Origin of the sequence: Microbacterium sp. 22195 (genome assembly GCF_052056515.1) — a bacterium.
In the GTDB taxonomy this organism is placed as follows: Bacteria; Actinomycetota; Actinomycetes; order Actinomycetales; family Microbacteriaceae; genus Microbacterium.
In genome coordinates this window covers 119,625-141,444 of record NZ_JBQEPE010000002.1, presented here as the reverse complement: position 1 = coordinate 141,444, position 21,820 = coordinate 119,625, and the positions used below count along the sequence as shown (strand labels likewise).

General features: G+C 66.8%; 23 protein-coding genes, 1 tRNA gene and 1 pseudogene. 10 read left to right on the top strand and 15 right to left on the bottom strand.

The annotated features are described in order from the left end of the window. The first annotated feature begins 135 nt into the window (after positions 1 to 135). Entirely contained in the window at positions 136 to 888 is a 753-nt protein-coding gene (locus ACTJJ4_RS08670; RefSeq protein WP_440942957.1) for a hypothetical protein, read from the top strand. 53 nt (positions 889 to 941) lie between these two features. Here ACTJJ4_RS08670 and ACTJJ4_RS08665 read toward each other — a convergent pair whose 3' ends face one another. The 12 genes from ACTJJ4_RS08665 to ACTJJ4_RS08610 form a co-directional block, all read right to left on the bottom strand. After that, positions 942 to 1,883 (bottom strand): nucleoside hydrolase, encoded by a 942-nt coding sequence (locus tag ACTJJ4_RS08665; protein ID WP_440942956.1) that lies wholly within the window; start codon positions 1,881 to 1,883, stop codon positions 942 to 944. A gap of 10 nt (positions 1,884 to 1,893) precedes the next feature. Further along, positions 1,894 to 3,159, bottom strand: a complete 1,266-nt coding sequence (locus tag ACTJJ4_RS08660) for an MFS transporter (protein ID WP_440942955.1) — start codon at positions 3,157 to 3,159, stop codon at positions 1,894 to 1,896. Between the two features lie 32 nt (positions 3,160 to 3,191). Beyond that, entirely contained in the window at positions 3,192 to 3,956 is a 765-nt protein-coding gene (locus ACTJJ4_RS08655) for a nucleoside phosphorylase (protein ID WP_440942954.1), read from the bottom strand. Continuing rightward, positions 3,953 to 4,732: a nucleoside phosphorylase gene (locus ACTJJ4_RS08650; protein WP_440942953.1), complete on the bottom strand. Its 780-nt coding sequence runs from the start codon at positions 4,730 to 4,732 to the stop codon at positions 3,953 to 3,955. The genes ACTJJ4_RS08655 and ACTJJ4_RS08650 overlap by 4 nt, the downstream gene beginning before the upstream one ends. 28 nt (positions 4,733 to 4,760) lie before the next feature. Next, positions 4,761 to 5,654, bottom strand: coding sequence for an energy-coupling factor transporter transmembrane component T family protein (locus ACTJJ4_RS08645; RefSeq protein ID WP_440942952.1), 894 nt, complete (start codon positions 5,652 to 5,654; stop codon positions 4,761 to 4,763). Positions 5,655 to 5,664: 10 nt separating this feature from the next. Further along, on the bottom strand, positions 5,665 to 6,561 hold the full coding sequence (locus ACTJJ4_RS08640) for an energy-coupling factor ABC transporter ATP-binding protein (protein ID WP_440942951.1): 897 nt from the start codon (positions 6,559 to 6,561) through the stop codon (positions 5,665 to 5,667). Beyond that, entirely contained in the window at positions 6,554 to 7,417 is an 864-nt protein-coding gene (locus tag ACTJJ4_RS08635) for an energy-coupling factor ABC transporter ATP-binding protein (RefSeq protein ID WP_440942950.1), read from the bottom strand. The genes ACTJJ4_RS08640 and ACTJJ4_RS08635 overlap by 8 nt, the downstream gene beginning before the upstream one ends. 59 nt (positions 7,418 to 7,476) lie before the next feature. Then, on the bottom strand, positions 7,477 to 8,193 hold the full coding sequence (locus tag ACTJJ4_RS08630; protein ID WP_440942949.1) for an ECF transporter S component: 717 nt from the start codon (positions 8,191 to 8,193) through the stop codon (positions 7,477 to 7,479). A 166-nt stretch (positions 8,194 to 8,359) separates the two neighbouring features. Beyond that, positions 8,360 to 9,310: a nucleoside hydrolase gene (locus ACTJJ4_RS08625; protein ID WP_440942948.1), complete on the bottom strand. Its 951-nt coding sequence runs from the start codon at positions 9,308 to 9,310 to the stop codon at positions 8,360 to 8,362. Beyond that, positions 9,307 to 10,080, bottom strand: coding sequence for a GntR family transcriptional regulator (locus ACTJJ4_RS08620; RefSeq protein ID WP_440942947.1), 774 nt, complete (start codon positions 10,078 to 10,080; stop codon positions 9,307 to 9,309). Before ACTJJ4_RS08620 ends, ACTJJ4_RS08625 begins: the two co-directional genes overlap by 4 nt. Beyond that, a complete protein-coding gene (gene deoC / locus ACTJJ4_RS08615; RefSeq protein ID WP_440942946.1) occupies positions 10,080 to 10,757 on the bottom strand; it encodes a deoxyribose-phosphate aldolase in 678 nt (225 codons plus the stop codon). The genes ACTJJ4_RS08620 and deoC overlap by 1 nt, the downstream gene beginning before the upstream one ends. Beyond that, the gene (locus tag ACTJJ4_RS08610) at positions 10,754 to 11,644 is read right to left on the bottom strand and encodes a PfkB family carbohydrate kinase (RefSeq protein ID WP_440942945.1); all 891 of its coding nucleotides are present in this window, start codon (positions 11,642 to 11,644) and stop codon (positions 10,754 to 10,756) included. The genes deoC and ACTJJ4_RS08610 overlap by 4 nt, the downstream gene beginning before the upstream one ends. Positions 11,645 to 11,949: 305 nt before the next feature. Here ACTJJ4_RS08610 and ACTJJ4_RS08605 point away from each other — a divergent pair, with 305 nt between their 5' ends. After that, on the top strand, positions 11,950 to 12,660 hold the full coding sequence (locus ACTJJ4_RS08605; RefSeq protein ID WP_440942944.1) for a lysophospholipid acyltransferase family protein: 711 nt from the start codon (positions 11,950 to 11,952) through the stop codon (positions 12,658 to 12,660). Between the two features lie 38 nt (positions 12,661 to 12,698). On the opposite strand, the gene ACTJJ4_RS08600 is transcribed toward ACTJJ4_RS08605, so the two are convergent. After that, the gene (locus ACTJJ4_RS08600) at positions 12,699 to 13,280 is read right to left on the bottom strand and encodes a carboxymuconolactone decarboxylase family protein (protein ID WP_440942943.1); all 582 of its coding nucleotides are present in this window, start codon (positions 13,278 to 13,280) and stop codon (positions 12,699 to 12,701) included. Beyond that, positions 13,267 to 13,599: a hypothetical protein gene (locus tag ACTJJ4_RS08595; protein ID WP_440942942.1), complete on the bottom strand. Its 333-nt coding sequence runs from the start codon at positions 13,597 to 13,599 to the stop codon at positions 13,267 to 13,269. The genes ACTJJ4_RS08600 and ACTJJ4_RS08595 overlap by 14 nt, the downstream gene beginning before the upstream one ends. Before the next feature lie 145 nt (positions 13,600 to 13,744). On the opposite strand from ACTJJ4_RS08595, the gene ACTJJ4_RS08590 reads away from it, so the two are divergent. From ACTJJ4_RS08590 to ACTJJ4_RS08565, 6 genes and pseudogenes are all read left to right on the top strand, one after another. Next, positions 13,745 to 14,047, top strand: coding sequence for a hypothetical protein (locus ACTJJ4_RS08590; protein WP_440942941.1), 303 nt, complete (start codon positions 13,745 to 13,747; stop codon positions 14,045 to 14,047). A 141-nt stretch (positions 14,048 to 14,188) separates the two neighbouring features. Next, positions 14,189 to 14,692 carry an SRPBCC family protein gene (locus ACTJJ4_RS08585; RefSeq protein ID WP_440942940.1) on the top strand — a complete coding sequence of 168 codons (504 nt, stop codon included), beginning with the start codon at positions 14,189 to 14,191 and terminating at the stop codon, positions 14,690 to 14,692. Next, positions 14,689 to 16,164, top strand: coding sequence for a phytoene desaturase family protein (locus tag ACTJJ4_RS08580; protein ID WP_440942939.1), 1,476 nt, complete (start codon positions 14,689 to 14,691; stop codon positions 16,162 to 16,164). Before ACTJJ4_RS08585 ends, ACTJJ4_RS08580 begins: the two co-directional genes overlap by 4 nt. Before the next feature lie 285 nt (positions 16,165 to 16,449). Beyond that, positions 16,450 to 18,867 (top strand): SIR2 family protein, encoded by a 2,418-nt coding sequence (locus ACTJJ4_RS08575; protein WP_440942938.1) that lies wholly within the window; start codon positions 16,450 to 16,452, stop codon positions 18,865 to 18,867. Between the two features lie 58 nt (positions 18,868 to 18,925). Beyond that, a pseudogene (locus tag ACTJJ4_RS08570) lies at positions 18,926 to 19,338 on the top strand (transposase); the annotation flags it as partial. Beyond that, positions 19,335 to 19,565 carry a hypothetical protein gene (locus ACTJJ4_RS08565; protein WP_440942937.1) on the top strand — a complete coding sequence of 77 codons (231 nt, stop codon included), beginning with the start codon at positions 19,335 to 19,337 and terminating at the stop codon, positions 19,563 to 19,565. The pseudogene ACTJJ4_RS08570 and the gene ACTJJ4_RS08565, both read left to right, overlap by 4 nt. Positions 19,566 to 19,681: 116 nt before the next feature. Here ACTJJ4_RS08565 and ACTJJ4_RS08560 read toward each other — a convergent pair. Continuing rightward, positions 19,682 to 19,772 (bottom strand) — tRNA-Ser (locus ACTJJ4_RS08560). Between the two features lie 96 nt (positions 19,773 to 19,868). Between ACTJJ4_RS08560 and ACTJJ4_RS08555 the strand changes: the two genes are divergently transcribed. Continuing rightward, a complete protein-coding gene (locus ACTJJ4_RS08555; protein ID WP_440942936.1) occupies positions 19,869 to 20,798 on the top strand; it encodes an ornithine cyclodeaminase family protein in 930 nt (309 codons plus the stop codon). Between the two features lie 31 nt (positions 20,799 to 20,829). Further along, positions 20,830 to 21,813, top strand: coding sequence for a proline racemase family protein (locus tag ACTJJ4_RS08550; protein WP_440942935.1), 984 nt, complete (start codon positions 20,830 to 20,832; stop codon positions 21,811 to 21,813). The last annotated feature ends 7 nt before the right edge of the window (positions 21,814 to 21,820 follow it).

Below are 21,820 nucleotides of genomic sequence, written 5' to 3'. Positions count from 1 at the left end.
CGCATCCGCTGGGGAGAGGATGCGCGCCGCGGATGCCGGATGCTGGGGACGGCATCCGGCGCTGTTCCCGCTGTCGATCGACGATGCGCATCCGCACACCGCCCCATCCCAGCCGTCATCACGAAAGGGATGACCATGAAGAAGAACAATCGGATGCGGCTGGTCGGAGCGCTTATCGTCGCAGGGGCGCTGGCGCTCGCCGGTGCGCCCGCTGCCGGCGCGGCGGCGCCCGGGAGCGTCACCTGTTCGGAGGGGATGCTGGCGGCCGGCAGCTACCGCGACGTGACCGTGTCGGAGATGTGCGTCATCGACGGCTCCGCACAGATCAGCGGCAGCGTGACCGTCATGAGCAGGGCGAAGGCGGTGCTCACGGGCGCCGAGGTGGGCGGGAGCATCCGCCTGGCCGCGGACTCGATCGTGAGCGCCAGCGGAACCACGGTGCACGGGAACATCGATGCGGCGAACGCGAAGGCGCTGTACGTGTTCTTCAGCCACATCGACGGGAACGTGTCGTTCATCGGGGGCGGCTTCGGCCCGACCTGCATGAACCCGAAGGCGCTCGAGGGCCAGGGCCACAACACCATGATCAAGGACAGCACGATCGAGGGGAACGTCACCTTCAACGGCTGGTCAGGATGCTGGTTCGGATTCCTGCGGAACACGGTCGGCCACAATGTGCTGATCGCCAACATGTACGCCAACCCGGAGAACGTCATCGAGTTCATGGGGATGACGATCCATCAGGGCCTGGACTCCACCGAGGTGGTCGCCAACCACGTCGCCGGGGTGCTGAACTGCACCGGCAACACGCCTGCCGCGCAGATCGGCGACGCGGGTCAGCCCACGAACACGGCCGGCCATCGACTGGGTGAGTGCGCGAGGTTCTAGAGGCTTCGTTCGAGGGGAGGCGGTGCGGAGCGCCGGCTCCCCCTTCGCTGAGATCAGCCGCGCTCGCGAGCACCTGCTGCCAGCAGCCGGCAGTAGGACGTGAAGAAGCCGTCGGCGTCCACCTCGTCGATGATGCGCGCGTTGGGGATGCTGCGGTCAGCGCGATGATCCATCAGGGAGTAGCCGCGGGTGAGCTCACTGGTGGTCTCCACGGCGACGAAGGCGTCGGAGGAGCGCCGGATCAGCTCTGGCTCGACGATGAGCATCGCGGTGAGTGAGTCCGGGTGCGAACTGCCGGCGACGCCGACGCTCGCGTTGTGCGCGGTGGTCGGAGCGTCCAGCACCAGGAAGAACTCCGCGAGTGAGGTCGGGATCTCGGCGATGCGCGCGATCTGCTGCTCGTCCCACCATGCTTGCGCGAGGGTGAGCGTCCAGGTGACGATCGTGGTCGCGAATCCCGCCTGCAGGACGATGTCGGCCGCGTCGGGATCGACGTAGAAGTTGTACTCGGCCGCCGCAGTGACGTTGCCGACCGAGTTGTCGCAGCCACCCATGATCCACAGATGCTTGACCTTCTTCGACAGCTCCCGGTCGAGGAAGAGCGCCGTGGCGATGTTCGTGAGCGGGCCGATGGCCAGGATCTCGATCTCTCCCGGGTTCGCGTTCACGATCCGAACGATCGCCTCCGCCGCTCCCTCCGCGCTCGGCCGCTGCGCGGGCACTGGGAAATCGTGATTCCCTTTGCCGTCTCCGTGAGCGCTGGCAGGCACCCAGTCGCGCACGAGCGGCACGCGCGCCCCCGGGTGCACCGGCACCTCTCCGCCACGCCCTGCAGCCTCGATCGTGATCAGGGCGTTCTGGATCTCCTGATCGAAGCCGACGTTGCCGTTGACGATCGTCACCGCCTCGAGCTGCGCCTTCGGATGCAGGAGGCCGATGAGCAGCGCGAAGCTGTCGTCGGCGGCGGTGTCGGTGTCGATGATCATGCGGTGCATTGCTGTCTCCCTAGGGTGTGGTGCCCGGCTGGCCCACCAGCAGGGCTTCGTCGCGCCGCAGCTTGCGCGGCTCAGGCAGGAACAGGGCAAGGATGAAGCCGACCGCTCCGAGCAGTCCCGCGACCACGAACACGACCGGATATCCGGCGTGCTCCGCAACGGCTCCACCGAGCAGCGGGCCGAACACGAAGAACGGTGCGAGGAGCGTGGAGGTGGTGCCGAGGTAGAGACTCGTGCGAGAAGGCGGTGAGAGTTCGATCGAGACGTTCGGATCGCCGATGATCGTGGTCGCGTTCGCTGCACCCAAGGCGCTGTACACGAGCGCGATGCCGACGAGGTCGTCGGCGATCATGGCCCCCGCCATGCTGAGTGTGAGCAGCAGACCACCCACCACCACGACCGTCTTCCAGCCGAAGTAGTTGCCCATCAGGCTCAGAAGGAATCCGCCTGCGGCCTGCGAGAGGATGAAGACCGCGGCGATGATCGCGGCCTCGGAGTTGCTGATGTAGCCCTCCGCGAGACCGTGCACGACGACGAAGCCCATGCCCGCCGTCGCCGTGGCGAGGATAGCTCGTACGCCGAGGAACCGACGATAGGCGGAGTCTCCGGCGACGAGGCCCGGGATGCGACGCAGGGTCGCCAGAAGGGATTTCCGGGGTTCGGTGTCCGGGTACTCCTCATCGCGCAAGGAGGCGACCAGCGGGATGGAGAGGAACGACAGCCCGAAGCAGACCCAGAACGCGATCTGGTTGCCGACGGGGAACGCCCACTCGCTCAGCAGCCTCTCCGCGGTCAGTGCCGATGCGAAGCCCAGAACGCCTCCGAGGAGCTGCGACATCCCGTAGTACCAGCCGCGGCTGCGCGGCAGGGCCTTGGCGACGAAGTCGCCGTACACAGGCCCGATCAGACCCGTCGTTATCGCATAGGCGCAGAACGCCAGGAAGAACAGCAGCACGACGACACCGGTGTCCCACACCCCGACAGCCTGGGCGGTGAGCGCGATCGCGAGGATACCGATCCGCTCCGCCACGACGATCCAGAACAGCGCCGGCTTGCGGCGCGCCCGGCCGAGCGCGAGGTGCGCTCCGACGAGCTGCGGCAGGTAGCGCCCCAGGGCATAGGTCGCGCCGACGAGCCCGACCAGAGCGGCGCTGCCGGTGAGGGTCTGCACGAACGCGGGGATGATCGTCGCTTCGGAGAGGAACGAGATCGCGAAGGCGAACAGCGATCCGTCGAGCACGATCAGGATGAAGTTGCGGCGCTCGAAGCGTCTCATCCGCTCGTGGAATCCCTCGATGGGGGGAACTGTCAGGGCCACACCCCGCCCTCCCGGTCGACGCGAATGAGCTCGCGCAGCGCCTCGACCGCGGTCGAGAGCAGCAGCGTGCGCTGCGGATCGTGATCAGTCGTCCCTTCCATGTGCATCTGCATGACGCCGCCGGCACGGACACGAAGGATCGACGCGACGATGAACAGCGCAGACGCCTCCATCTCGGAGCAGATCGCGCCGCCCGCCCGCCAGGCGTGCCAGCGGTCAGCCAGGTCGTGTGCGAGCGGCATCCGCTCGGGTTCGACCTCGCCGTAGAACGAGTCCTTCGACTGGCTGACGCCGAGCCGCGACCGCGCACCTGTAGTCCGGGCGGCTCGGGTGAGCGCGTCGATGACGAGCGGATGCGCGACAGCCGGGAACTCCATCGGCAGGTAGTGCGAGCTCGTGCCCTCATCGCGGATCGCCGCGGTCACGATGGCGAGCTCTCCGGTCTCGGTGTCCGGCTGGATAGCACCGGAGGTGCCGACGCGGATGAAGGTGTCCGCGCCGACCTTCACCAGCTCCTCCATCGCGATCGCCGCGGAAGGGCAACCGATGCCGGTCGAGGTCACCGAGACCAGCTCACCGTCCAGATATCCCGACCAGGTCTCATACTCCCGATTGCGTGCCACCAGACGCGGCTCATCGAACAACCGAGCGATCGGCTCACTGCGACCGGGATCACCCGGCAGCAGCACATAACGCCCCACCTCCCCCGGCGCCACCTGGATGTGATGCTGACGATCCTGCGGGAGCGAACTCATGATGCGACCGCTCTGTCCTGCGCGATGAGTTCGCGCAGTCCCGCGATCGCGGCGGGCAGAAGGTTCTCGACAGCCACCGCCGCGTGCTCCTCCTCGGTCATCGCGATCATGTCGGGATTGCCCGCGATCATCATGATTCCGCCGGCACGCACCCGAAGAGTAGCCGCGACGATGTACAGCGCAGACGCCTCCATCTCGGAGCAGATCGCGCCGCCCGCCATCCAGGCCGCCCAGCGGTCCTGAAGGCGACGCGCCATCGGCATCCGGCCGGGCTCGTGCTGGCCGTAGAACGAGTCCTTCGACTGGCTCACCCCGACGTGCACGGTCTTTCCTGCCGAACGGGCGCCGACCGCCAGGGCGCGTGTGACGTCGATGTCGGCGACAGCGGGAAACTCGATCGGGAGGTAGTGCGAGCTCGTGCCCTCATCGCGGATCGCCGCGTTGATCACACCGAGATCTCCCGGGCGGATGTCGCGCTGCAGCGAGCCCGAGGTGCCGACGCGGATGAAGGTGTCCGCGCCGACCTTCACCAGCTCCTCCATCGCGATCGCCGCGGAAGGGCAACCGATGCCGGTCGAGGTCACCGAGACCAGCTCACCGTCCAGATATCCCGACCAGGTCTCATACTCCCGATTGCGTGCCACCAGACGCGGCTCATCGAACAACCGAGCGATCGGCTCACTGCGACCGGGATCACCCGGCAGCAGCACATAACGCCCCACCTCCCCCGGCGCCACCTGGATGTGATGCTGACGATCCTGCGGGAGCGAACTCATGATGTCTACCTTCCGTTGTTCGAGTGGTTCATCGCTTGAGGGAGAAGACGAGGGCGGTGCCGATCATCGCGAGGAACAGCGATGCGGCGACCACGAACGTCCAGAACACGAAGCCGGGAGCGAAGTGCACGTCATGCGACAGGCTCCAGAAGCCCTTCATGAACGACAGCACGACGAGTAGCGCCATCACCGAGATCCCGACGATGCCGATCGCCCAGTCCAGCGGGCGGCCGTGCACCTGGCGGTAGCTGGTCTTCACTCCGTCGGATCCGAAGCCACGGGACTCGAGAGATATGGACAGCTGCTGCACACGCTCGATCGCGCCGACGAACACCGGAACGAAGCTCGGCAGCACAGCCTGGAACCCGCTGCCCTTCATCCCGCGCGATTTCTGCGCGCTCATGATGATGCCCACCTCACGCTGGAAGACGGGGATCAGCTGCAGGGTCATCGCGAGCATGAAGTTGAACGTGTACGGCACCTTGAGCCGGGCGAACGTCGTGAAGAGATCACTCGGGTGTGTGGTCATGACCATCACGAGCGCGAGGATGAGGCAGCACAGGATGCGGCCGAGCAGCACGAAGCCGTAGTACAGACCATCCCCGTACAGATTGACCGGCCCGATCTGCCCGATCAGCGTCCAGGGCTTCGGCACCGCGGGTGCCAGGATCTGCAGCGCGAGAAGCGACGCACCGGTCGGCACGATGATGATCAGCGCCTTGGACAGTGGACGCATCACGCCGCCGAGAAGGGCGAAAAGAAGCGCGAGCGCAGCCATCGTGTAGAGGATCACGATGTTCTGAGTCGAGAACGCGAGAACGATGTAGCCGACGACCCACACGATCTTCACCAGCGGGTGGATGCGGTGGATGACGGAATCCCCCGCGATCATCGCGATGGGGAGGCCTCCTTGCATGGACATGTGGTTCTCCTCAGTTCCCGGTCCGCTGCACGGCACCGAGCCGGGCAGTGATGTCGTCGGCGAGTTCCTCCGGCGTCAGTGCGATCGCGCCGCCGAGGGGGACTACCGTCTGAAGGGCGATCTCCGTCACCTGAGGCGCCTGGAGGTTGGTGCGAGCCATGAGCGCCTTGTCGGCGAACACCTCGCGCGGCGAGGCATCGGCGATGATCTCGGCGCTCTTCATCACGATCACCCGCTCGACGACATCTGCCAGCAGCGGCATGTCGTGCGAGACGCAGATCACTGTGGTGCCCTCATCACGGAGACGCCGCATGAGAGTGTTGATGACGTGCGTCGTGTCGTGGTCCTGACCGGTCGACGGCTCGTCGAGGATGAGGATCGACGGATTCATCGCGACGACCGATGCGATGCCGACCAGCTTCCGGATCGGGAAACTGACGCGGTAGGGGTGCTCGTCGACGACGTCGCGCAGTCCGAAGAACTCGATCGCGTGCGCGACGCGCTCGGTGATCTCCTCCTCGGACATGCCGATGTTGCGTGGGCCGAACTCGAGTTCGGCCGCGACCGTCCTGGCGAACAGCTGGTGGTTCGGATTCTGGAACACATAGCCGACATGCGCCGCCATCTGCTGCACGGTGCGCTCGGAGGTGATGACGCCGTCGACGAGCACCCTGCCCGAAGTCGGCTTGAGCAGGCCGTTGAAGAGCTTCGTGAGGGTGGTCTTGCCCGATCCGTTCTGGCCGATGATGCCCAGGATCTCGCCGTGCTCCACCCGCAGGTCGACCTTTCCGAGCGCCATCACGTTCCCGGTCGGATAGACGTATCCCGCACCGGTGACATCGATCGCGAGCGGGCTGCGCCCGGTGCTCGGGTCGATGAGCTGGGGAGTGAGGATCTTCTTAGCCACGGCTGGCCTCCAGGAGTCGGTCGACCGCGTCGACGGCCGGTTCTGTGCGGGTCGGGATGGGGCCGTCCCACAGTCCGCGGGCGCGCAGGGCCGCGGCCACGGCGGCGGACTCCGGAACACGGAGCTTCAGTGCGGCCAGTTCGTCCACGCGCGCGAAGATCTCATCCGGCGTGCCGTTCATGACGATGCGTCCGGCGTCGAGCACGATCACGCGATCCGCGTAACGTGCCATCACCTCGACCTCGTGCTCGATGACGATGACCGTCATCCCCTCCTCGCGGTTGAGCTTTGCGGCCATGTCGAAAACCTCCTGCTTGCCCAGAGGGTCGAGATTGGAAGTCGGCTCGTCCATGATCAGGATCTGCGGCCGCATCGCAAGCACGGCGGCGATGGCGAGGCGCTGCTGCTGTCCGCCGGACAGACCGAGCGGCGAGCGCTCCTCGAAGCCGGAGAGTCCGACCACGGCGAGGGTCTCGGGGATGATCCGCAGCATCTCCTCATGCGGCACTCCCGCGTTCTCCAGCCCGAGTGCGATCTCCTCGGCCACTGACATCTGGCTCATCTGGAACTCGGGATTGTCGAAGACCATCCCGACGACCTTCGCCATCTCGCGGACCGGGTAGTCGGCGACGTCGAGTCCCGCCACGGTGACGGTGCCCTGCAACTCGCCACCGAGCATGGTGGGCACGACGCCGTTGACGCAGAGGCCGAGCGTCGTCTTACCCGCGCCGTTCAGACCGAGGATGGCCACGTACTCGCCGGGCTGGACATCCAGGTCGATGGAATCGAGCGCGGGGACCTCGCCGCTCGGGTAGGTGTAACTGACGTCGCGGAAGCTGACGATGGGTTCAGTCATGAGTGTCTCCAGCCCCGGGGGCGGCGACGATGCCGCCCCCGGCTTCTCGATGGATCGGATCAGGCGCCGCCGCCCGCGTTGATCGCGAGGAACACGACCACGACGAGCACGCCCACGACGATGCCGGCGACGGCGATCAGGATGCCCTTCAGCGGCGTCGCCTTGATGATGTCGACGCCCTGCGTCAGTGACTTCGGCAGGGCTTCGATGATCGCCAGCGCCACGAAACCGCCGATGATCTTGTCTGCGAGCGAGGTGAGGATGTTGGAGGAGAGCACCGAGCCGACGAGGTTCTGACCGACCGCGAGGAAAGTTCCCGTCAGCGCATCGGCTCCGGCACCGGTCGCGCCGCCGAAGACGAGGACGATGATCGGGGCGGCGACCACCGTGCACGCGACGGCGACGATGATGTTCAGCAGGAAGAAGCGCGGGATCGTCCGGCCCAGCTTCCACGAACGCACGCCGTATCCCCAGAGAAGCGCCCCGACGATGTTGACGAGCATGAACGGCAGGCTCGTGGGACCGTTGATGAGCGACGACCCGGAGTTGGTGAGCACGCCCACCAGCGCACCCCACCACGGACCGAGGACGATTGCGGAGATCGCCGTCCCGATCATGTCTAGGTAGACCGGGAGCTTCAGGGTGTGGGCGATGAGACCGCCGACGATGTTGAGCGCCACGCATACCGGAATGAGCGTCACGATCATCGTCGTCGGCAGGGTTGAGCTTCCCGAGCGACGCTTCTTCGGGGAAGACGCGACAGGAGCAGTGGTCATGATGTTGCCTTTCTCATGCGATGAATGGATGCCCGGCAACGCCGCCGTGCATCGGTTCTGCGGACGCGGGTTCCGTCCGCGTGGTCGGCTCCCGGGGGGAGGCCTCCGTCCTATGGCGACGGTGAATGAGCCGGTGGATACGGATTCGGGTTCGGAATGACGCGGGTCATCTGCGGAACGCCTCCGCGAGGAAACGCGCGAACAGCGCCCTGTCGGCGCGCAGCGCGAATCGTGCGTTGGGCTTCTCGGTGCGCCACGGACGGTCATCGACGATCGTCGCGCCGATGGTCAGCTCACCGCGGGTCTCGACGTGCACGGTCGCGTCGACCGCCTCGGTGATGACCTCGGGGTGGACGATCGCGGCGAGGCAGAGCGCGTCGTGCACGGGGGCCGCGTCCCCACCGTCCTCGCGCTCGTCGTATCCGGTGATCCGATGGCGGATGAGGTCGGCCGCGGCACGTCCTGCCGGTGTCCCGAGTTCCTCATATGCGTTGCAGTCATCAAGGGAGATCGGTGCTGAATGGGTGGCGTCCAGGGGCAGGATGAGCACGTCGCGGATGCCGGAAGAGAGCACGGCCTCGGCCGCTTCGGGATCGACCCAGATGTTGAATTCGGCCGCCCCCGAGACATTCCCCCACCCCCTGGAACCGCCCATGAGCACGAGCCGGCGGATCCGGGAGGCGAGCCCGGGCTCGATGGCGAGGGCGAGAGCGATGTTCGTGAGCGGCCCGGTCGGAACCAGCACGATGTCGTCACCGCCGTCCGCCATGAACGCGCTGACGATCGCTTGTGCCGCGCCCATTTCGGACTCCACGAACCTCGGGTCGGCGAGGGGGAGCGTGTCCGCGTGGAACGTCGAACCCTCGGGGTTGAGGATGCGCCGCGGGACGGGGAAGTCGGGGCGCACGAGCGGTCGGTCGGCGCCTCGGTGCACCGGAACCTCGACATTGACGTGGGTCAGCACCCTGAGCGTGTTGTCCACCACGTGGTCCAGCGTCACGTTGCCGTTGACGCAGCTGACTCCCACCAACTCGAGGTCTGGGTGCAGTGCCGCAGACATGATCGCGACGGCGTCGTCGCTTCCGGTGTCGCAATCGAGCCATACGCGAGTGGTCATGCGTCTCTCCTCTGGTGGCGGCGGAAGACGTTCACGACGACGCTCAGCCGCCGCGAGTCGATCCAGACGTGGGAGTACTCGATGGGGCGCCCGTCCTCGAGGAAGGTCAGCTGTTCGAAGTACTGAAGTGCGGTGCCAGCTTCGATGCCCAGCGCCTCTGCAGTGCCGCTGTCCGCCGAGACGGCGCTGAAGCGACGCCGGGCGTTGTCGATCGTCAGGCCATAGCGGTCCTCGAGAACGCCGAACAAAGTCGCCTCCGCGAAGTCGATATCCTCGATCCCAGGGGCGACCGCGGGTGTGACGTAGTTGTGCAGAAGCGCGATCGATCCCTCGGCGGTGCGGCGCACGCGCACGAGCCGGAAGACCTGCTCGCCGTCGTCCAGCCGGAGACTCGCGGCTACGTCATCATGTGCCTCCGCGTAGCCGATCTCGAGCACTTCGGTGGAGACCTCCGCACCCTGGTCGGCGAAGTCCTCAGCAAGCGTGGACAGGAGCTGCGGCATGGGAGGCCCGGCCGCGCCGGCGACGAACGTGCCTCGTCCCGGGACCTGGGTCAGCAGGCCGTCGGCGATGAGCTCGGACAGCCCGCGACGAAGCGTCCCTCTGCTGACGCCGATCTCCTTGGCGAGCTCTGGTTCGGGACGGAGTCGGTGACCGGGCGGCCACTCACCGCTCCGGATGCGCAGCCGCACAGCGTCGGCGATCTGCGCATGCAGTGCCTCACCCGTGTCACGGCTGACGCTCCCGCGTCCCAGTTCGAAAGTGGCCATCAGTAGCTCCGCTCACCGGCCCCGGAGGTCACGATCTCAATGCCCGCGCTGGTACCGAGCAGCTGCGCTCCCGCGTCGAGCAGGGCGCGTGCCTGCTCGGCCGAGGTGATTCCGCCGGAGGCCTTCACGCCCACGCCTTCCGGCACGCGTTCGGCGAGGAATCGGATGCTCTCGGGGTTGGCGATCTCGACGGCACCGCTGCTCGCGTTCTTGAGATACGCGGCTCCTGCCTGGATGCTCAGCTCCACTGCGAACTCGCGCTCGTCCACTGTCAGCAGCGGCAGTTCGAGCATCACCTTGACGGGCACACCTGCGCCGACCACGGCTCGGATGTCTTCAGCGAACCGCTTCCGGTCGCCCGACTTCAGCCAGCCGATCTGCACGCCCATGTCGATCTGCTGGGCACCGAGGCGCACGAGCTCCTCCGCCTCGCGCGCTTTGCCCGCCGTGGTCATCACACCCACCGTCGGGAAGTCCAATGCCGACGCGACCTGCACGTCGGTTCCGGCCAGTTCGTGCGCCACGACGTCGACCCAGGAGCCGGGGACCATCGCGGCGGCGAAGCCGTGACTCACGGCCTCGTGCGCGTGCGCGATCATCTGGTCGCGTGTGACGCCGGTCGCGATGAGCGTGTGCTGGATATGCCGGGCCAGGTCGGTGGCGGAGGGTGCGGTCATCTGCTGCTCACTCTCGATTCGTTGAGCCGATCGACGTCGGCGCGGTACGGGAGCGAAGGGACGACCTGCTCCCGCGTGACGGCGAGGGCACCGGCGCCTGCGGCGAAGCGGGCCGCCTCACGCACCGAAGCGCCCTCGTGAAGTGCCGCAGCAAGCGCCGCGGAGTATGCGTCCCCTGCTCCGGTGGTGTCTACGATGCGAGTCACCGGGGCGGGCTCGATCAGCAATGATTCCGCGTCGTCCACGTATGCGCCCGCGGAGCCGAGAGTCACGACGACCTCGCCGGCATATCCCGTTCTCAGTCGGAGGGCGGCACAGCACGCCGCCACCTCTTCGGGACTCGTCGGCTCCGGCAGGCTGCAGATCACCGCGAGCTCGTTGCGGTTCGGCGTGATGACGTCGGAGTACTGCAGCAGATCCGCCGCATCGGCGGCAGCCGGCGCCGGATTGAGGATCGTGCGCGCACCTCGTTCGCGGGCGATGTTCAGCGCGCGCGAGGCGACAGCCGTAGGGATCTCGAGAGACACCAGCATGATGTCGCCAGCCGTCAGATCCGTGAGCTGCCCATCGACGTCCTCAGGTCGCAGTTCGGCGAGTGCACCGTCCGCCAGGCAGATGCGGTTCTCTCCGGACGGTTCGACCAGGATGAATCCCGTCATGGTGCGGCCGCCGGCGATCTCGACGGACCGATCGGCGACGCCCTCTTCCGCCCACAGTCTGCGGGCGGCAGCAGCGGCATCGTCCTCACCGAGCGCGGTGACGATCAAGGACTCGACACCGAGCCGGCGGACGGCGACGGCCTGGTTCGACCCCTTACCGCCATGGTCCGTCGACAGGACCCCACCAGCGACCGTCTCACCCGCTTCCGGGCTTCGCGGGAGCCGCATGGTCAGACCTTGGCCATAGCCGCCGACGACTGCAATCATTCATCCACCACCTTGTGAACAAATCTGTACAAGCCGCACGATACGGCCAGCGCTTGTGGGTGTCAATCATTGGAACCCCGCTTGCTCATATGCGCAGAACTGCCGCAGACAATCGCACTTCTGCGCACCAACCAACCTGCAAATGCGCATGCTTTGAGCAGATTGCACGCTCGAGCCCGGAGTCAGTCCGGGAGCGCAGAGATGTGCTTCGCCACAGAGAATGCAGGACACCTTCGGATCGACCCGCGGACGGATAGGGTGGCGAGGTGACAGCATCCGCTTCGCCGAGCCCGAATCCCGCGCCGCGCGCGGGTGCCGTCTATTTCGTCGGGCGGGCGATCCTTCGACCGCTGTTCTGGCTGATCTACCGTCCACGCATCGTGGGCCGAGCGAACGTGCCCGAGCACGGAGCGGTGCTGCTGGTGAGCAACCATCTGTCGTCCCTCGACACCGTCATCATCCCGACGTCCGCCGTCCGCCCCGTGCAGTTCCTGATCAAGGCGTCGTACTTCGCGGGTTCCGGGATGCTCGGACGCTTCAAGCGCTGGTTCTTCGGCTCGATCGGGGGCGTTCCGGTGCACCGCGCGACCGGCCGTGATGCGCGTGCCGCGCTGGACGCGGGGAGCAGCATCCTGCGAGCCGGGAGCGTGTTCGCCGTGTTCCCGGAGGGGACGCGGTCGCGCGACGGGAAGCTGCACGAGGGGCACGGCGGGGCGGCGTGGATGGCCCGCGACACAGGGGCCGCTGTGGTGCCCGTCGGGCTGATCGGCACCGGGACGGTCAGGCCGCTGAGCCATCTGCTGCCTGGCAGGCCGCGGCTCGAGGTCCGCTTCGGCGAGCCGCTCGATCTCAGCGATCTCGCCGGGATGCCCGACGGCAGGGCTCGTCGTGAGATCACCGAGCGCATGATGGCCGCCATCGCGCGCCTGAGCGGTCAGGAGCGCTCCGGCAGCGTGAACGCGAGTTCGCGCGACTGAGCCGAGTGCTCCCGCGTCTCGCCGCCGCCGGCTCGCGGTCAGCCGTAACCGCGGCGGAGCAGCATGGTCGCCGCGCGCGCGAAGTCACCCGGTGACGGGATCTCGAAGTCGAGCGCGTTGGCGTTGCGGGTGATGATGTTGAACACGGCGCCGACGGCAGCCGCGTCGCGCAGATCGTCCATGCTCAGCCCCGCGTCCGTGGCGGTCCGCACGTCGTCGCCACCGAGATCGTCGGGGTTGTTCGTCATCCTGTCCAGGAAGGCCAGCGCGGCGCGGAGCCGTTCGCTGATCGGCGCCGTCCGGTAGTCCTCGAGCACCGCCGCCGCGACGGCATCGTCCATGCCGAGCACGGCGACAGCACGGTGAGCGCCGACGCAGAACGGGCATTCGTTCCACGTCGCGACGGTCGCAGCCATCAGTTCGCGTTCCGAGACCGACCAGGCGCTCGGGCCGCGCATGGCCCGGTGCGTCCACTCCCCCAGCGCACGCCCCGCGAAGCCCCGGTCGTAGAAGGCGACGCGGGCGGCATCCGGGAGCCGGTAGCCCGCGAAGCGCGAGATCATCCGGATGAGCAGCCGATGCCGCAGCGAGTCGCCGCGCTCGACCTCAGCGAGCCGCATCGTCCGCCTCCTGGATCGCCCGCATCGCGGCATCCCACCGTCTCAGGCCCGCACCGACGCTCGCCGCCATCACGATCTCGAAGGCGGCCTGCTCCGAGCCCGCCGCGTCGCGCACGGCATCCACCTGGGCATCCGTGACACGGAACGACGCATGTCCGACCTGCTCGGCGAGCGTCCGGAAGGGCTCGGTCAGGCTGCTGGGCCGGCCGGCGCCGGCATCGACAGCGCCGGCGTTCGCCCCCGGTGAGCCCGCGCCGTCCGCGCGCGCCTGCGTCCGCAGTCGCTCTGCGAGTTCGCGATGCGAGGCATCCGTCGACATGCCCCGATGCTACTCGCGGTGTCAATCCACCCCGCGTATAGGCTCCGACGAAACACAGATCCGGCGAGGGGAACTGCAGATGCCCGTAACGCGACCGCCCCGTGCCGAGGAGTCACAGCCCCGAAGGGACCTGATGGACCTCGTCATGGGCGTCGCGCTGCTGCTCCTCCAGTTCGCCGCCTCGTGGGTGTCGCTCTACGTGTTCATGCTGCAGGCGCTCAGCATCGCAGGCTGCGGCGGCCGCTGCGACTACGCGCTCGCGGAGGCCTCGCATCGGACGCAGCTCTGGGGAAGCCTCCTGCTTCTCATCGCGGCAACCGTCGCTGTCGTCTGGCTCTGGCTGTGCAGGAAGCCGACCTGGCGGGCGCCCGTGATCGGCATCGGCGCGGTCGTGCTGCTGACGATCGCGACTTGCATCGGCATGGACATCGCAACGCCGACGCTCTGAATCTTGGTCCGAGGCGGGGGCATCCGGCAGCGGCAGGCCCCGTGCCATACGGCGCCGGAGTGCGCAACCCGCTGTCGACCGGCGATGGCGGTGGTTACGTTCGGGGCGACCGGCATCGGCGACGAGAAGAGGAGATGCGCGATGGCCCGCAATGCGAGGGTGATGCACTGCACACCGGAGGACGTGTTCGACGTGCTGGCCGACGGCTGGCTGTATCCGTCGTGGGTGGTCGGGGCATCCCGCATGCGCGACGTGGATGCGGACTGGCCACGGCCCGGTGCGCGCCTGCACCACTCGATCGGGGTCTGGCCGATGCTCATCAACGACGAGACCGTGGCGGAGAAGTTCGAGCCCCCGCGAGCCATGGTGATGCGCGCGACGGGCTGGCCCGTCGGCGAGGCGCGGGTCACGCTGCACGTCAAACCCCGCGGGTCCCATACGATCGTGCGCATGCAGGAGGAAGCGATCGCGGGTCCCGCGAGATACGTTCCGCGCGCCATCATGGACATCATGCTGCAGTGGCGCAATGCCGAGACCCTGCGTCGTCTCGCGTTCCTCGCCGAGGGGCGCGCCTCAGGGCGTGCCGGTGAGCCGGTGACGCCCTCCGCGATTCCCGCCGACGAATCGGAGATGCCTGCATCGTGAACGCGCTCCCTGGTGTCGCCGGGCTGGACGCGATCGTCGTTGGTGCCGGCCCGAACGGCCTCGCCGCCGCCGTGACGCTCGCCCGCGCAGGTCTGCGCGTGCGCGTCTACGAGCGGGCGAACCAGGCCGGCGGCGGCGCCAGCACGCGCGAGTTGACGCTGCCGGGGTTCCATCACGACGTCTGCTCGGCAGTGCACCCGATGGCCTTCGAGTCGCGGTTCTTCCGCGAGTTCGGGCTGGCCGACAGGGTCGAGTTCATCACGCCGGAGGTGTCGTTCGCGCAGCCGCTCGACGGCGGGCGCGCCGCGGTCGCCCACCGCGATCTCGAGCGCACCAGCGTCGGGCTCGGTGCGGACGGACCCGCGTACAACCGGCTGATGCGCCCGCTGGCCGAGCGCTCCACCGAGGTCGCCGATTTCACCGGGTCGTCACTGCTGCGCATCCCGCGCAACCCGCTCCTGGCCGTCGCCTTCGGGCTGCGGGCACTCGAGCAGGGCACGCCGGCGTGGGGCATCCGCTTCCGGGAGGACCTGGCGCCCGCCCTGCTCACGGGGGTGGCCGCGCACACGATCCTGGCGCAGCCGAGCATCGCCGGGGCGGGCGCGGGTCTCGCTCTCACCGCCTTCGCACACGCGCGCGGCTGGCCGATCCCGATCGGCGGCAGCCAGGCGATCTCGGATGCCATGGTCGACGACCTGCGCGCACACGGCGGCGAGCTGGTGCTCGAGCATGAGGTCACGTCGCTCGCCGAGCTGCCGCCCTCGACGGTCACTCTGCTGGACGTGACGCCCAAGGCGATGATCCGCCTGGCCGGTGATGCGATGCCCGGCAGGTACCGCCGGACGCTGGAGGCGTTCCGCTACGGCGACGGCGTCGCGAAGGTCGACTTCGCCCTGAACGCTCCAGTGCCCTGGACGAATCCCGACCTCCACCTGGCGGGCACGGTGCACGTCGGCGGCACGCGCGCCGAGATGGCGGATGCCGAGAACCAGGTGCAGCAGGGCCGCCATCCCGAGCATCCCTATGTGCTCGTCTCCCAGCCGTCGCTGTTCGACGAGGGCCGCGCACCGGCGGGGATGCACACCCTCTGGACTTACACGCACGTCCCCGCGGGCAGCGACCTCGATCGGCGGGAGGCCGTGATCGCGCAAATCGAGCGGTTCGCTCCGGGGTTCCGCGACACGATCGTCGCGACCAGCTCGCGCAGCGCGCGGGAGGTCGAGGAGCACAACCCGAACTACCCCGGCGGGGACATCGCCGCCGGTGCCCCCGACCTGTGGCAGCTGTTCCGCCGTCCCGTGCTCAGCCCCGACCCGTGGCGCACGCCCATCCCGGGTGTCTACCTCGCCTCGGCGTCGGCGTCGCCGGGACCGGGCGTGACCGGGATGCCCGGATGGCTCGCCGCGCTGAGCGCGCTGCGGCACGAGTTCGGCACGCGGATGCTGCCGGATCTGGCGCCTATCGAGAGCTGATGCGGGCTTACATCAGATGGCTCGCCCTTGGACGGTTTCCTTCGACCCGCCAGTGGTCAATGACGTAAGTCCAGCCGGAAGAAGGTCAGCACGCCTCCGCCTAAGTCAGTCCGCGGCGACAGTCTGGGCCGGACGTCCCACCTGTCCGAGATCGTCCAAGGTTCGTCGTTGCCGTCGGCAGAAGATGGGAGCTGCTTCAGCGCACGATGGCCGGCGGGTTCTTCGGTAGGCCACGCTTCAGCTTCCGACTTGCTTGTAACCCGACGCCGAGGCCAGACTCCAAGGATGGAGCTCTCCGAACTCGCTCGAACCATCGACCCCACCCGAACTGTTCTGCTACTCGGGGCCGGGGCGAGCATTCCTGCTGGCGGCATGACGGGCGCGGGTTTCGCCCAGTATTTGTGCAACGAGGTATCTGGCGGTCAGATAGATTCCGACGATCTTGCAGAGGCTTCGAGTCTCCTCGAGCACCAGTATGGCCGTCGTGCCTTGGTAGAAGCGGTACGAGACAAGTTGGGTACTCTCAAACCTGACGGAAGCCTCCTCGGACTCGCTTCACTCCCCTGGGCGCGCGTTTACACCACAAACTATGACACGTTGTTTGAGGAAGCTTCACGGGCACGAGGATTCCCGACCACCGTCATTCGGTCAAACCACGACTTCGCAAACCTCGACAAAGGCGAACGGGAAGTCATCAAGATCCATGGATGCATCTCCCAAGATCGCTCACTCGGACACAACGTTTCGATGTTGCTCACAGAGGACGATTACTCAGAGTACGGCGACTACAGAGAGGCACTGTTCAGCAAACTTGACTTCGACGCGCAGACCAAGGATCTTCTGATCATTGGTCACTCCATGAGCGATCCCCATCTGAAGGACCTCGTCAACACCGTAGCCCGCCGAGCACGGAAGCAGGCCACGTCCAATCGGACGTTGATGCTTCTCTACTCATCTGACACTACCCGCATTGGCGTATTGGCAGATCGGAACATCCGTGCCGCGCAGGGGTCACTGTCGGAGCTCTTGCAGGTCGTCGTAACGGGAGGCGAAGACTTGTCACCCCAGCCGCCGAATGCGACCCTTCCTCAGGCGTTGCTGCATAGAACGCTGGAGTGCTCGGTCGCAAGCACACTGCCCGGCAACGCTCGGCGTCTGTTTGACGGCGGCTCCGCCACCCACGGAGACGTCGCGTCAGGATTCACATTTGAGCGCTCGATCGAGTCGGTTATGTTCGAGGAACTCATCTCCGAGGAGAGACGGTACATCCTCATCCTCGGGGCTTCGGGCACCGGTAAGTCGACGCTCGCGCGAAGGGTGCTGGCTCGTGCCGCGAGCGTGGGCCACTTGACATACGAACATAAGAGTGAGTTCGAACTCGACCATGCCGAGTGGTTACGAGTCGCCAAGAAGGCCGAGCAGTCAGGAGTCTTCGTCACCCTTCTAGTCGACGATGCCGCACGACACCTCAACGCCATCAACCGCCTCTGTCAAGAAGTTGAGTCTCAATCCCTGAAGTCTCTCAACCTTGTGATCACGGCTCAAAGTGGCCAATGGCACGCACGCACCAAACACCCTGGCCTGCAGAAGCACGGGTGGACCGCCAACTTGAGCACACTGACACACGAAGATGTAAAAAACCTCGTTGCACTATGCCGCACCGTTCCCGAAATCCGTGCCCTCCTGCAGCCAGCCTTTGCGAACTCTTCCGCACGGAGCCAAATAGATGCCGTTACACAGGTATGCAAGGCGGATATGTTTGTCGCCCTAAAGTATTGTTTTCCCGGAGACACAGTCGATCGCATCATTCTGGAAGAATTCGCTAGCCTTCCGGAACCAGTCGCAGAAGCCTACAAATGCGTTGCGCTACTGGAGGCATCTCATGGTATACCCGCTCGCCAACTGGTCATGGAAGTGATGGGAATTGACTGGAGCGAGATCGACGGAATTGTCAAGAATGCGCAGGGCATACTGCAACAGAACCTCGTCCACGCAAAGGACGGAGTCTACAGCTGGAACACTCGCCATCGCGTAATCGCGGAAATCATCGCCTTCTACAAGTTTTCGGATCAATCCGAACTGATCTATCTCCTGCAAAGAATCATTCGATCACTGAACTCAGCGATGCTACTTGACAGGCAACTCGTTCCGGCTCTATGCGACAACGAATACGCAATCGGCCGAGTTCAGAGTACAGATGAAAAAGTTCGCCTTCTCGAACTCCTCGCCTCGCGCAGCAATAATCGAGTCCCGTGGCACCGTCTGATCGCAACACACATACGTCTCGGTAACATCAGTGAAAGCGCATCCGCAATATCTCGCGCAGAAGCTGCGGTCAACTTGGATCCGCCGATTCACCGATACAAGATCAAGCTGGATCTCCTCCGGGCGGCAGATCTCAAGTCGTTGGGGACTGACGACTATCTCGCGTTGCTGCAAACTGCGCGCATCTCAGCGGAGTGGGGAATCGCGCGGTGGACCAACAACAAGTACGCATACTTGGCACATCAAGAGGTTGCTAGAGAAATATTCGAGGCGACCGGCGATAGACAATACCTCGACGATTCGGCGGCGTGGATGAGGGAGGCCTACGACGAGATACTCGATGAAGACCTGTTGAAGTGGGCAGGGGACATTGATCACCGCGACATAACCCAAGGGAGAGATCCCGCGCTAGAAGCCATGGCCGACTCTGGCGCGTAAGGGAATGCTCCACGGTAGAGCTTCGTAAACCGATCCATTCGCACTTGGACAACTTGACAACACCGGGCAGGAGCCGCTCACCGAGAAGCAACATGCCGTTTCACCGCCCTGTTCGCGAACGATGATCACGTACAGGTCGAAGCGACCTTGGCATCTATCAGCGCCTCGTCGCCGCGTACCGGGAACCCGACAGACGCAATGGAAAGGTCGTGATGCGGGCGCTCGTCGACGCGATCGCCGCCGGCCTTGCGGAGGTTCGCCTGCTCGGCAGAACTGTGAAACGCCGCGCCGCGGACATCCTCGCCTACTTCGACCGGCCCGGGACCAGCAACGAGCCGACAGAGGCGATCAATGGCTGGCTCGAGCACCTCCGCGGATCCGCGCTCGGCTTCCGGAAACCTCACCAACTACATCGCCCGTAGCCTCCTCGAATCAGGCGGCTTCAGACCGGCGCTACACCCTCGTTCGTGAAGAGCCTGATTGCCAGGCAGTGGTGCGGCGGGGAGATGACCGCTGCTCGGCAGTCCCTGTTCGAGCAGGTCCCCGACCCGCGTGTCGTCGTCACCGACGGCGGTTCCGGTATCCGCTCCGCGCTCGCGAACGCCTGGCCCCACCCGAGCGTGCAACGTCTCTACGGCACCGGACTCGACGCCGCCGAAGGCCTCTGGGTCCGATCAGGGTGGGCCGGACGAGGATGACACGCCAGACCCCATCCACCCGTTCTTGCCGATAAGACCCACAACGCCCAACGAAAAACGGCTGAACCCCCGGAAACCGGAGGTTCAGCCGTTCGCGATGTCCTGAGACATCACACTGGCGGTGACGGTGGGATTTGAACCCACGGTAGGGGGTTACCCTACACAACTTTTCGAGAGTTGCACCTTCGGCCGCTCGGACACGTCACCGTCGTCCAGCTTACGATACGGACGGGCCTGCGCGCGAATCGAGGCGCGAAGCCACGCAGGCTAGCGCGTGACATATTACCGAGCTAGGCTCGAGTCATGCCCGACGTGATCGCCGACCTCACCCTCGTCAACGCTCAGTCCATCGCCGAACGGGTCAGCATGTCCGCCGCGATCGCCGAGCTGCAGCGCGTCCTGCGTGCCGGATTTGATCCCGAGGGCGACCTCCCCCGCGGCATCCTCGACGTGCCCAACGGGCAGCTGCTGCTCATGCCCGCTGCCGTCGACGGCGCCGTCGGCCAGAAGTTCGCCACGGTCGCGCCCGGTAACCCCGCGCTCGGGCTCGAGCGCATCCAGGCGGTGTACATCCTGCTCGACGGCACCACCCTCGCGCCGACCGCGATCCTCGACGGCACCGCGCTCACCAGCCTGCGCACGCCCGCGGTCTCCATCGCCAGCGTCGACCTGCTCGCCCGGCCGGATGCCGGCGACGTGGTCATCTTCGGCACCGGGCCGCAGGCCGTCCGACACGTCGAGGCGCTCCAGGCCATCCGTCCGCTGCGCACCGTCCGCCTGATCGGCCGCGACCCCGATCGCGCCGCGGCGGCGGTCGAGGAGTCCCGCGCGTTCGCCCCGGATGCCGAGATCACCGTCGGAACCCCGGATGCCGTGCGCACCGCCGACCTGATCGTGTGCGCGACCACGGCATCCGATCCCCTCTTCCCCTCCGACCAGGTGCGCGAGGACGCGACCATCGTCGCGATCGGCTCGCACGAGCCGCAGAAGGCCGAGCTCGACCCGGCGCTGGTCGGCCGCTCGCAGGTCGTCGTCGAGAGCCTGCGCGTCGCGACCTCGGAGGCCGGCGACGTGATCCGCGCCATCGCGGCTGGCGCGCTGGCGGAGGCCGACCTGGTCACCATGCACGACCTGTTCACCGGCGCCGTCCCCCCGGCGACCGACCGGCCGCGCATCGTGAAGACCTGCGGCATGGGCTGGCAGGACCTCGCCGTCGCCCGCCTGGCCGTCTGAGCCGGCCGATCACACCCCGAGAGGACCCCGAATGCACTGGAGCACCGAGGACTGGCACACGGCAGGCGAGCCGTTCCGCATCGTGCAGGACGTGCCGACGCACGGCACGACCGTCGCCGAGCGCCGCGTGGAGGCGATCACGGGCGAGGCCGACAGCATCCGTCGTTTCCTCTGCCTGGAGCCGCGCGGACACGACGACATGTACGGCGGTTTCATCACGCCGGGCGACGACGAGGGCGCCGACTTCGGCGTGCTGTTCTGGCACAAGGACGGCTTCTCCACCGCCTGCGGGCACGGCACGATCGCTCTCGGCGCGTGGGCCGTGCGCACCGGTCGCGTGCCCTCCGACCCCGACGGCGAGACCATCGTGACCATCGACGTGCCCAGCGGCCGCGTGCAGGCGCGCGTGCGCCAGAGCGGCGGACGCATCGAGGACATCGTGTTCCGCAACGTCGAGTCGCGCGTGCTCGAGCGCGGCATCCCGCTTCGCACCTCCCGCGGCGAGGTCGTCGTCGATCTGGTCTTCGGCGGCGCCGTGTACGCCACGCTCCCGGCATCCGCCGTCGGACTCCAGGTGACTCCCGAGCACACCGCCGACCTCATCGCGATCGGCCGCGAGATCAAGTGGGCGCTCAACGAGCATCCGTCTGCGCAGCTGGAGGATGCCCGGCTCAGCGGCGTCTACGGCACCATCCTGTTCGACGACCTCGGCCGCACCGCGGAGGGCCCGCACCAGCGCAACGTCACCGTCTTCGCCGACGGCGAGGTGGACCGCAGCCCGTGCGGCTCCGGCACCGCCGCCCGCGTCGCCCTGCTCGCCGCGACCGGCGAGCTCGCCGACGGCGAGGTGCTCACCCACGACTCGATCATCGACACGCGCTTCCTGGCTCGGATCGCCGAGCGCACGGACCGCGGCGTGATCCCCGAGGTCAGCGGGATGGCGCACCGCGTCGGCACATCGACGTTCGAACTCGACGAGGGCGACCCGCTCCCGTCCGGCTTCAGCCTTCGCTGACTTGTCT

What these genes read in the sequence shown, in the direction of transcription:
- ACTJJ4_RS08670 (WP_440942957.1), top strand. Translation starts at nt 136, where the DNA reads ATGAAGAAGAACAATCGGATGCGGCTGGTCGGAGCGCTTATCGTCGCA.
- ACTJJ4_RS08665 (WP_440942956.1), bottom strand. Translation starts at nt 1,883, where the DNA reads ATGCACCGCATGATCATCGACACCGACACCGCCGCCGACGACAGCTTC.
- ACTJJ4_RS08660 (WP_440942955.1), bottom strand. Translation starts at nt 3,159, where the DNA reads ATGAGACGCTTCGAGCGCCGCAACTTCATCCTGATCGTGCTCGACGGA.
- ACTJJ4_RS08655 (WP_440942954.1), bottom strand. Translation starts at nt 3,956, where the DNA reads ATGAGTTCGCTCCCGCAGGATCGTCAGCATCACATCCAGGTGGCGCCG.
- ACTJJ4_RS08650 (WP_440942953.1), bottom strand. Translation starts at nt 4,732, where the DNA reads ATGAGTTCGCTCCCGCAGGATCGTCAGCATCACATCCAGGTGGCGCCG.
- ACTJJ4_RS08645 (WP_440942952.1), bottom strand. Translation starts at nt 5,654, where the DNA reads ATGTCCATGCAAGGAGGCCTCCCCATCGCGATGATCGCGGGGGATTCC.
- ACTJJ4_RS08635 (WP_440942950.1), bottom strand. Translation starts at nt 7,417, where the DNA reads ATGACTGAACCCATCGTCAGCTTCCGCGACGTCAGTTACACCTACCCG.
- ACTJJ4_RS08630 (WP_440942949.1), bottom strand. Translation starts at nt 8,193, where the DNA reads ATGACCACTGCTCCTGTCGCGTCTTCCCCGAAGAAGCGTCGCTCGGGA.
- ACTJJ4_RS08625 (WP_440942948.1), bottom strand. Translation starts at nt 9,310, where the DNA reads ATGACCACTCGCGTATGGCTCGATTGCGACACCGGAAGCGACGACGCC.
- ACTJJ4_RS08620 (WP_440942947.1), bottom strand. Translation starts at nt 10,080, where the DNA reads ATGGCCACTTTCGAACTGGGACGCGGGAGCGTCAGCCGTGACACGGGT.
- deoC (WP_440942946.1), bottom strand. Translation starts at nt 10,757, where the DNA reads ATGACCGCACCCTCCGCCACCGACCTGGCCCGGCATATCCAGCACACG.
- ACTJJ4_RS08610 (WP_440942945.1), bottom strand. Translation starts at nt 11,644, where the DNA reads ATGCGGCTCCCGCGAAGCCCGGAAGCGGGTGAGACGGTCGCTGGTGGG.
- ACTJJ4_RS08600 (WP_440942943.1), bottom strand. Translation starts at nt 13,280, where the DNA reads ATGCGGCTCGCTGAGGTCGAGCGCGGCGACTCGCTGCGGCATCGGCTG.
- ACTJJ4_RS08595 (WP_440942942.1), bottom strand. Translation starts at nt 13,599, where the DNA reads ATGTCGACGGATGCCTCGCATCGCGAACTCGCAGAGCGACTGCGGACG.
- ACTJJ4_RS08590 (WP_440942941.1), top strand. Translation starts at nt 13,745, where the DNA reads ATGGGCGTCGCGCTGCTGCTCCTCCAGTTCGCCGCCTCGTGGGTGTCG.
- ACTJJ4_RS08585 (WP_440942940.1), top strand. Translation starts at nt 14,189, where the DNA reads ATGGCCCGCAATGCGAGGGTGATGCACTGCACACCGGAGGACGTGTTC.
- ACTJJ4_RS08575 (WP_440942938.1), top strand. Translation starts at nt 16,450, where the DNA reads ATGGAGCTCTCCGAACTCGCTCGAACCATCGACCCCACCCGAACTGTT.
- ACTJJ4_RS08555 (WP_440942936.1), top strand. Translation starts at nt 19,869, where the DNA reads ATGCCCGACGTGATCGCCGACCTCACCCTCGTCAACGCTCAGTCCATC.
- ACTJJ4_RS08550 (WP_440942935.1), top strand. Translation starts at nt 20,830, where the DNA reads ATGCACTGGAGCACCGAGGACTGGCACACGGCAGGCGAGCCGTTCCGC.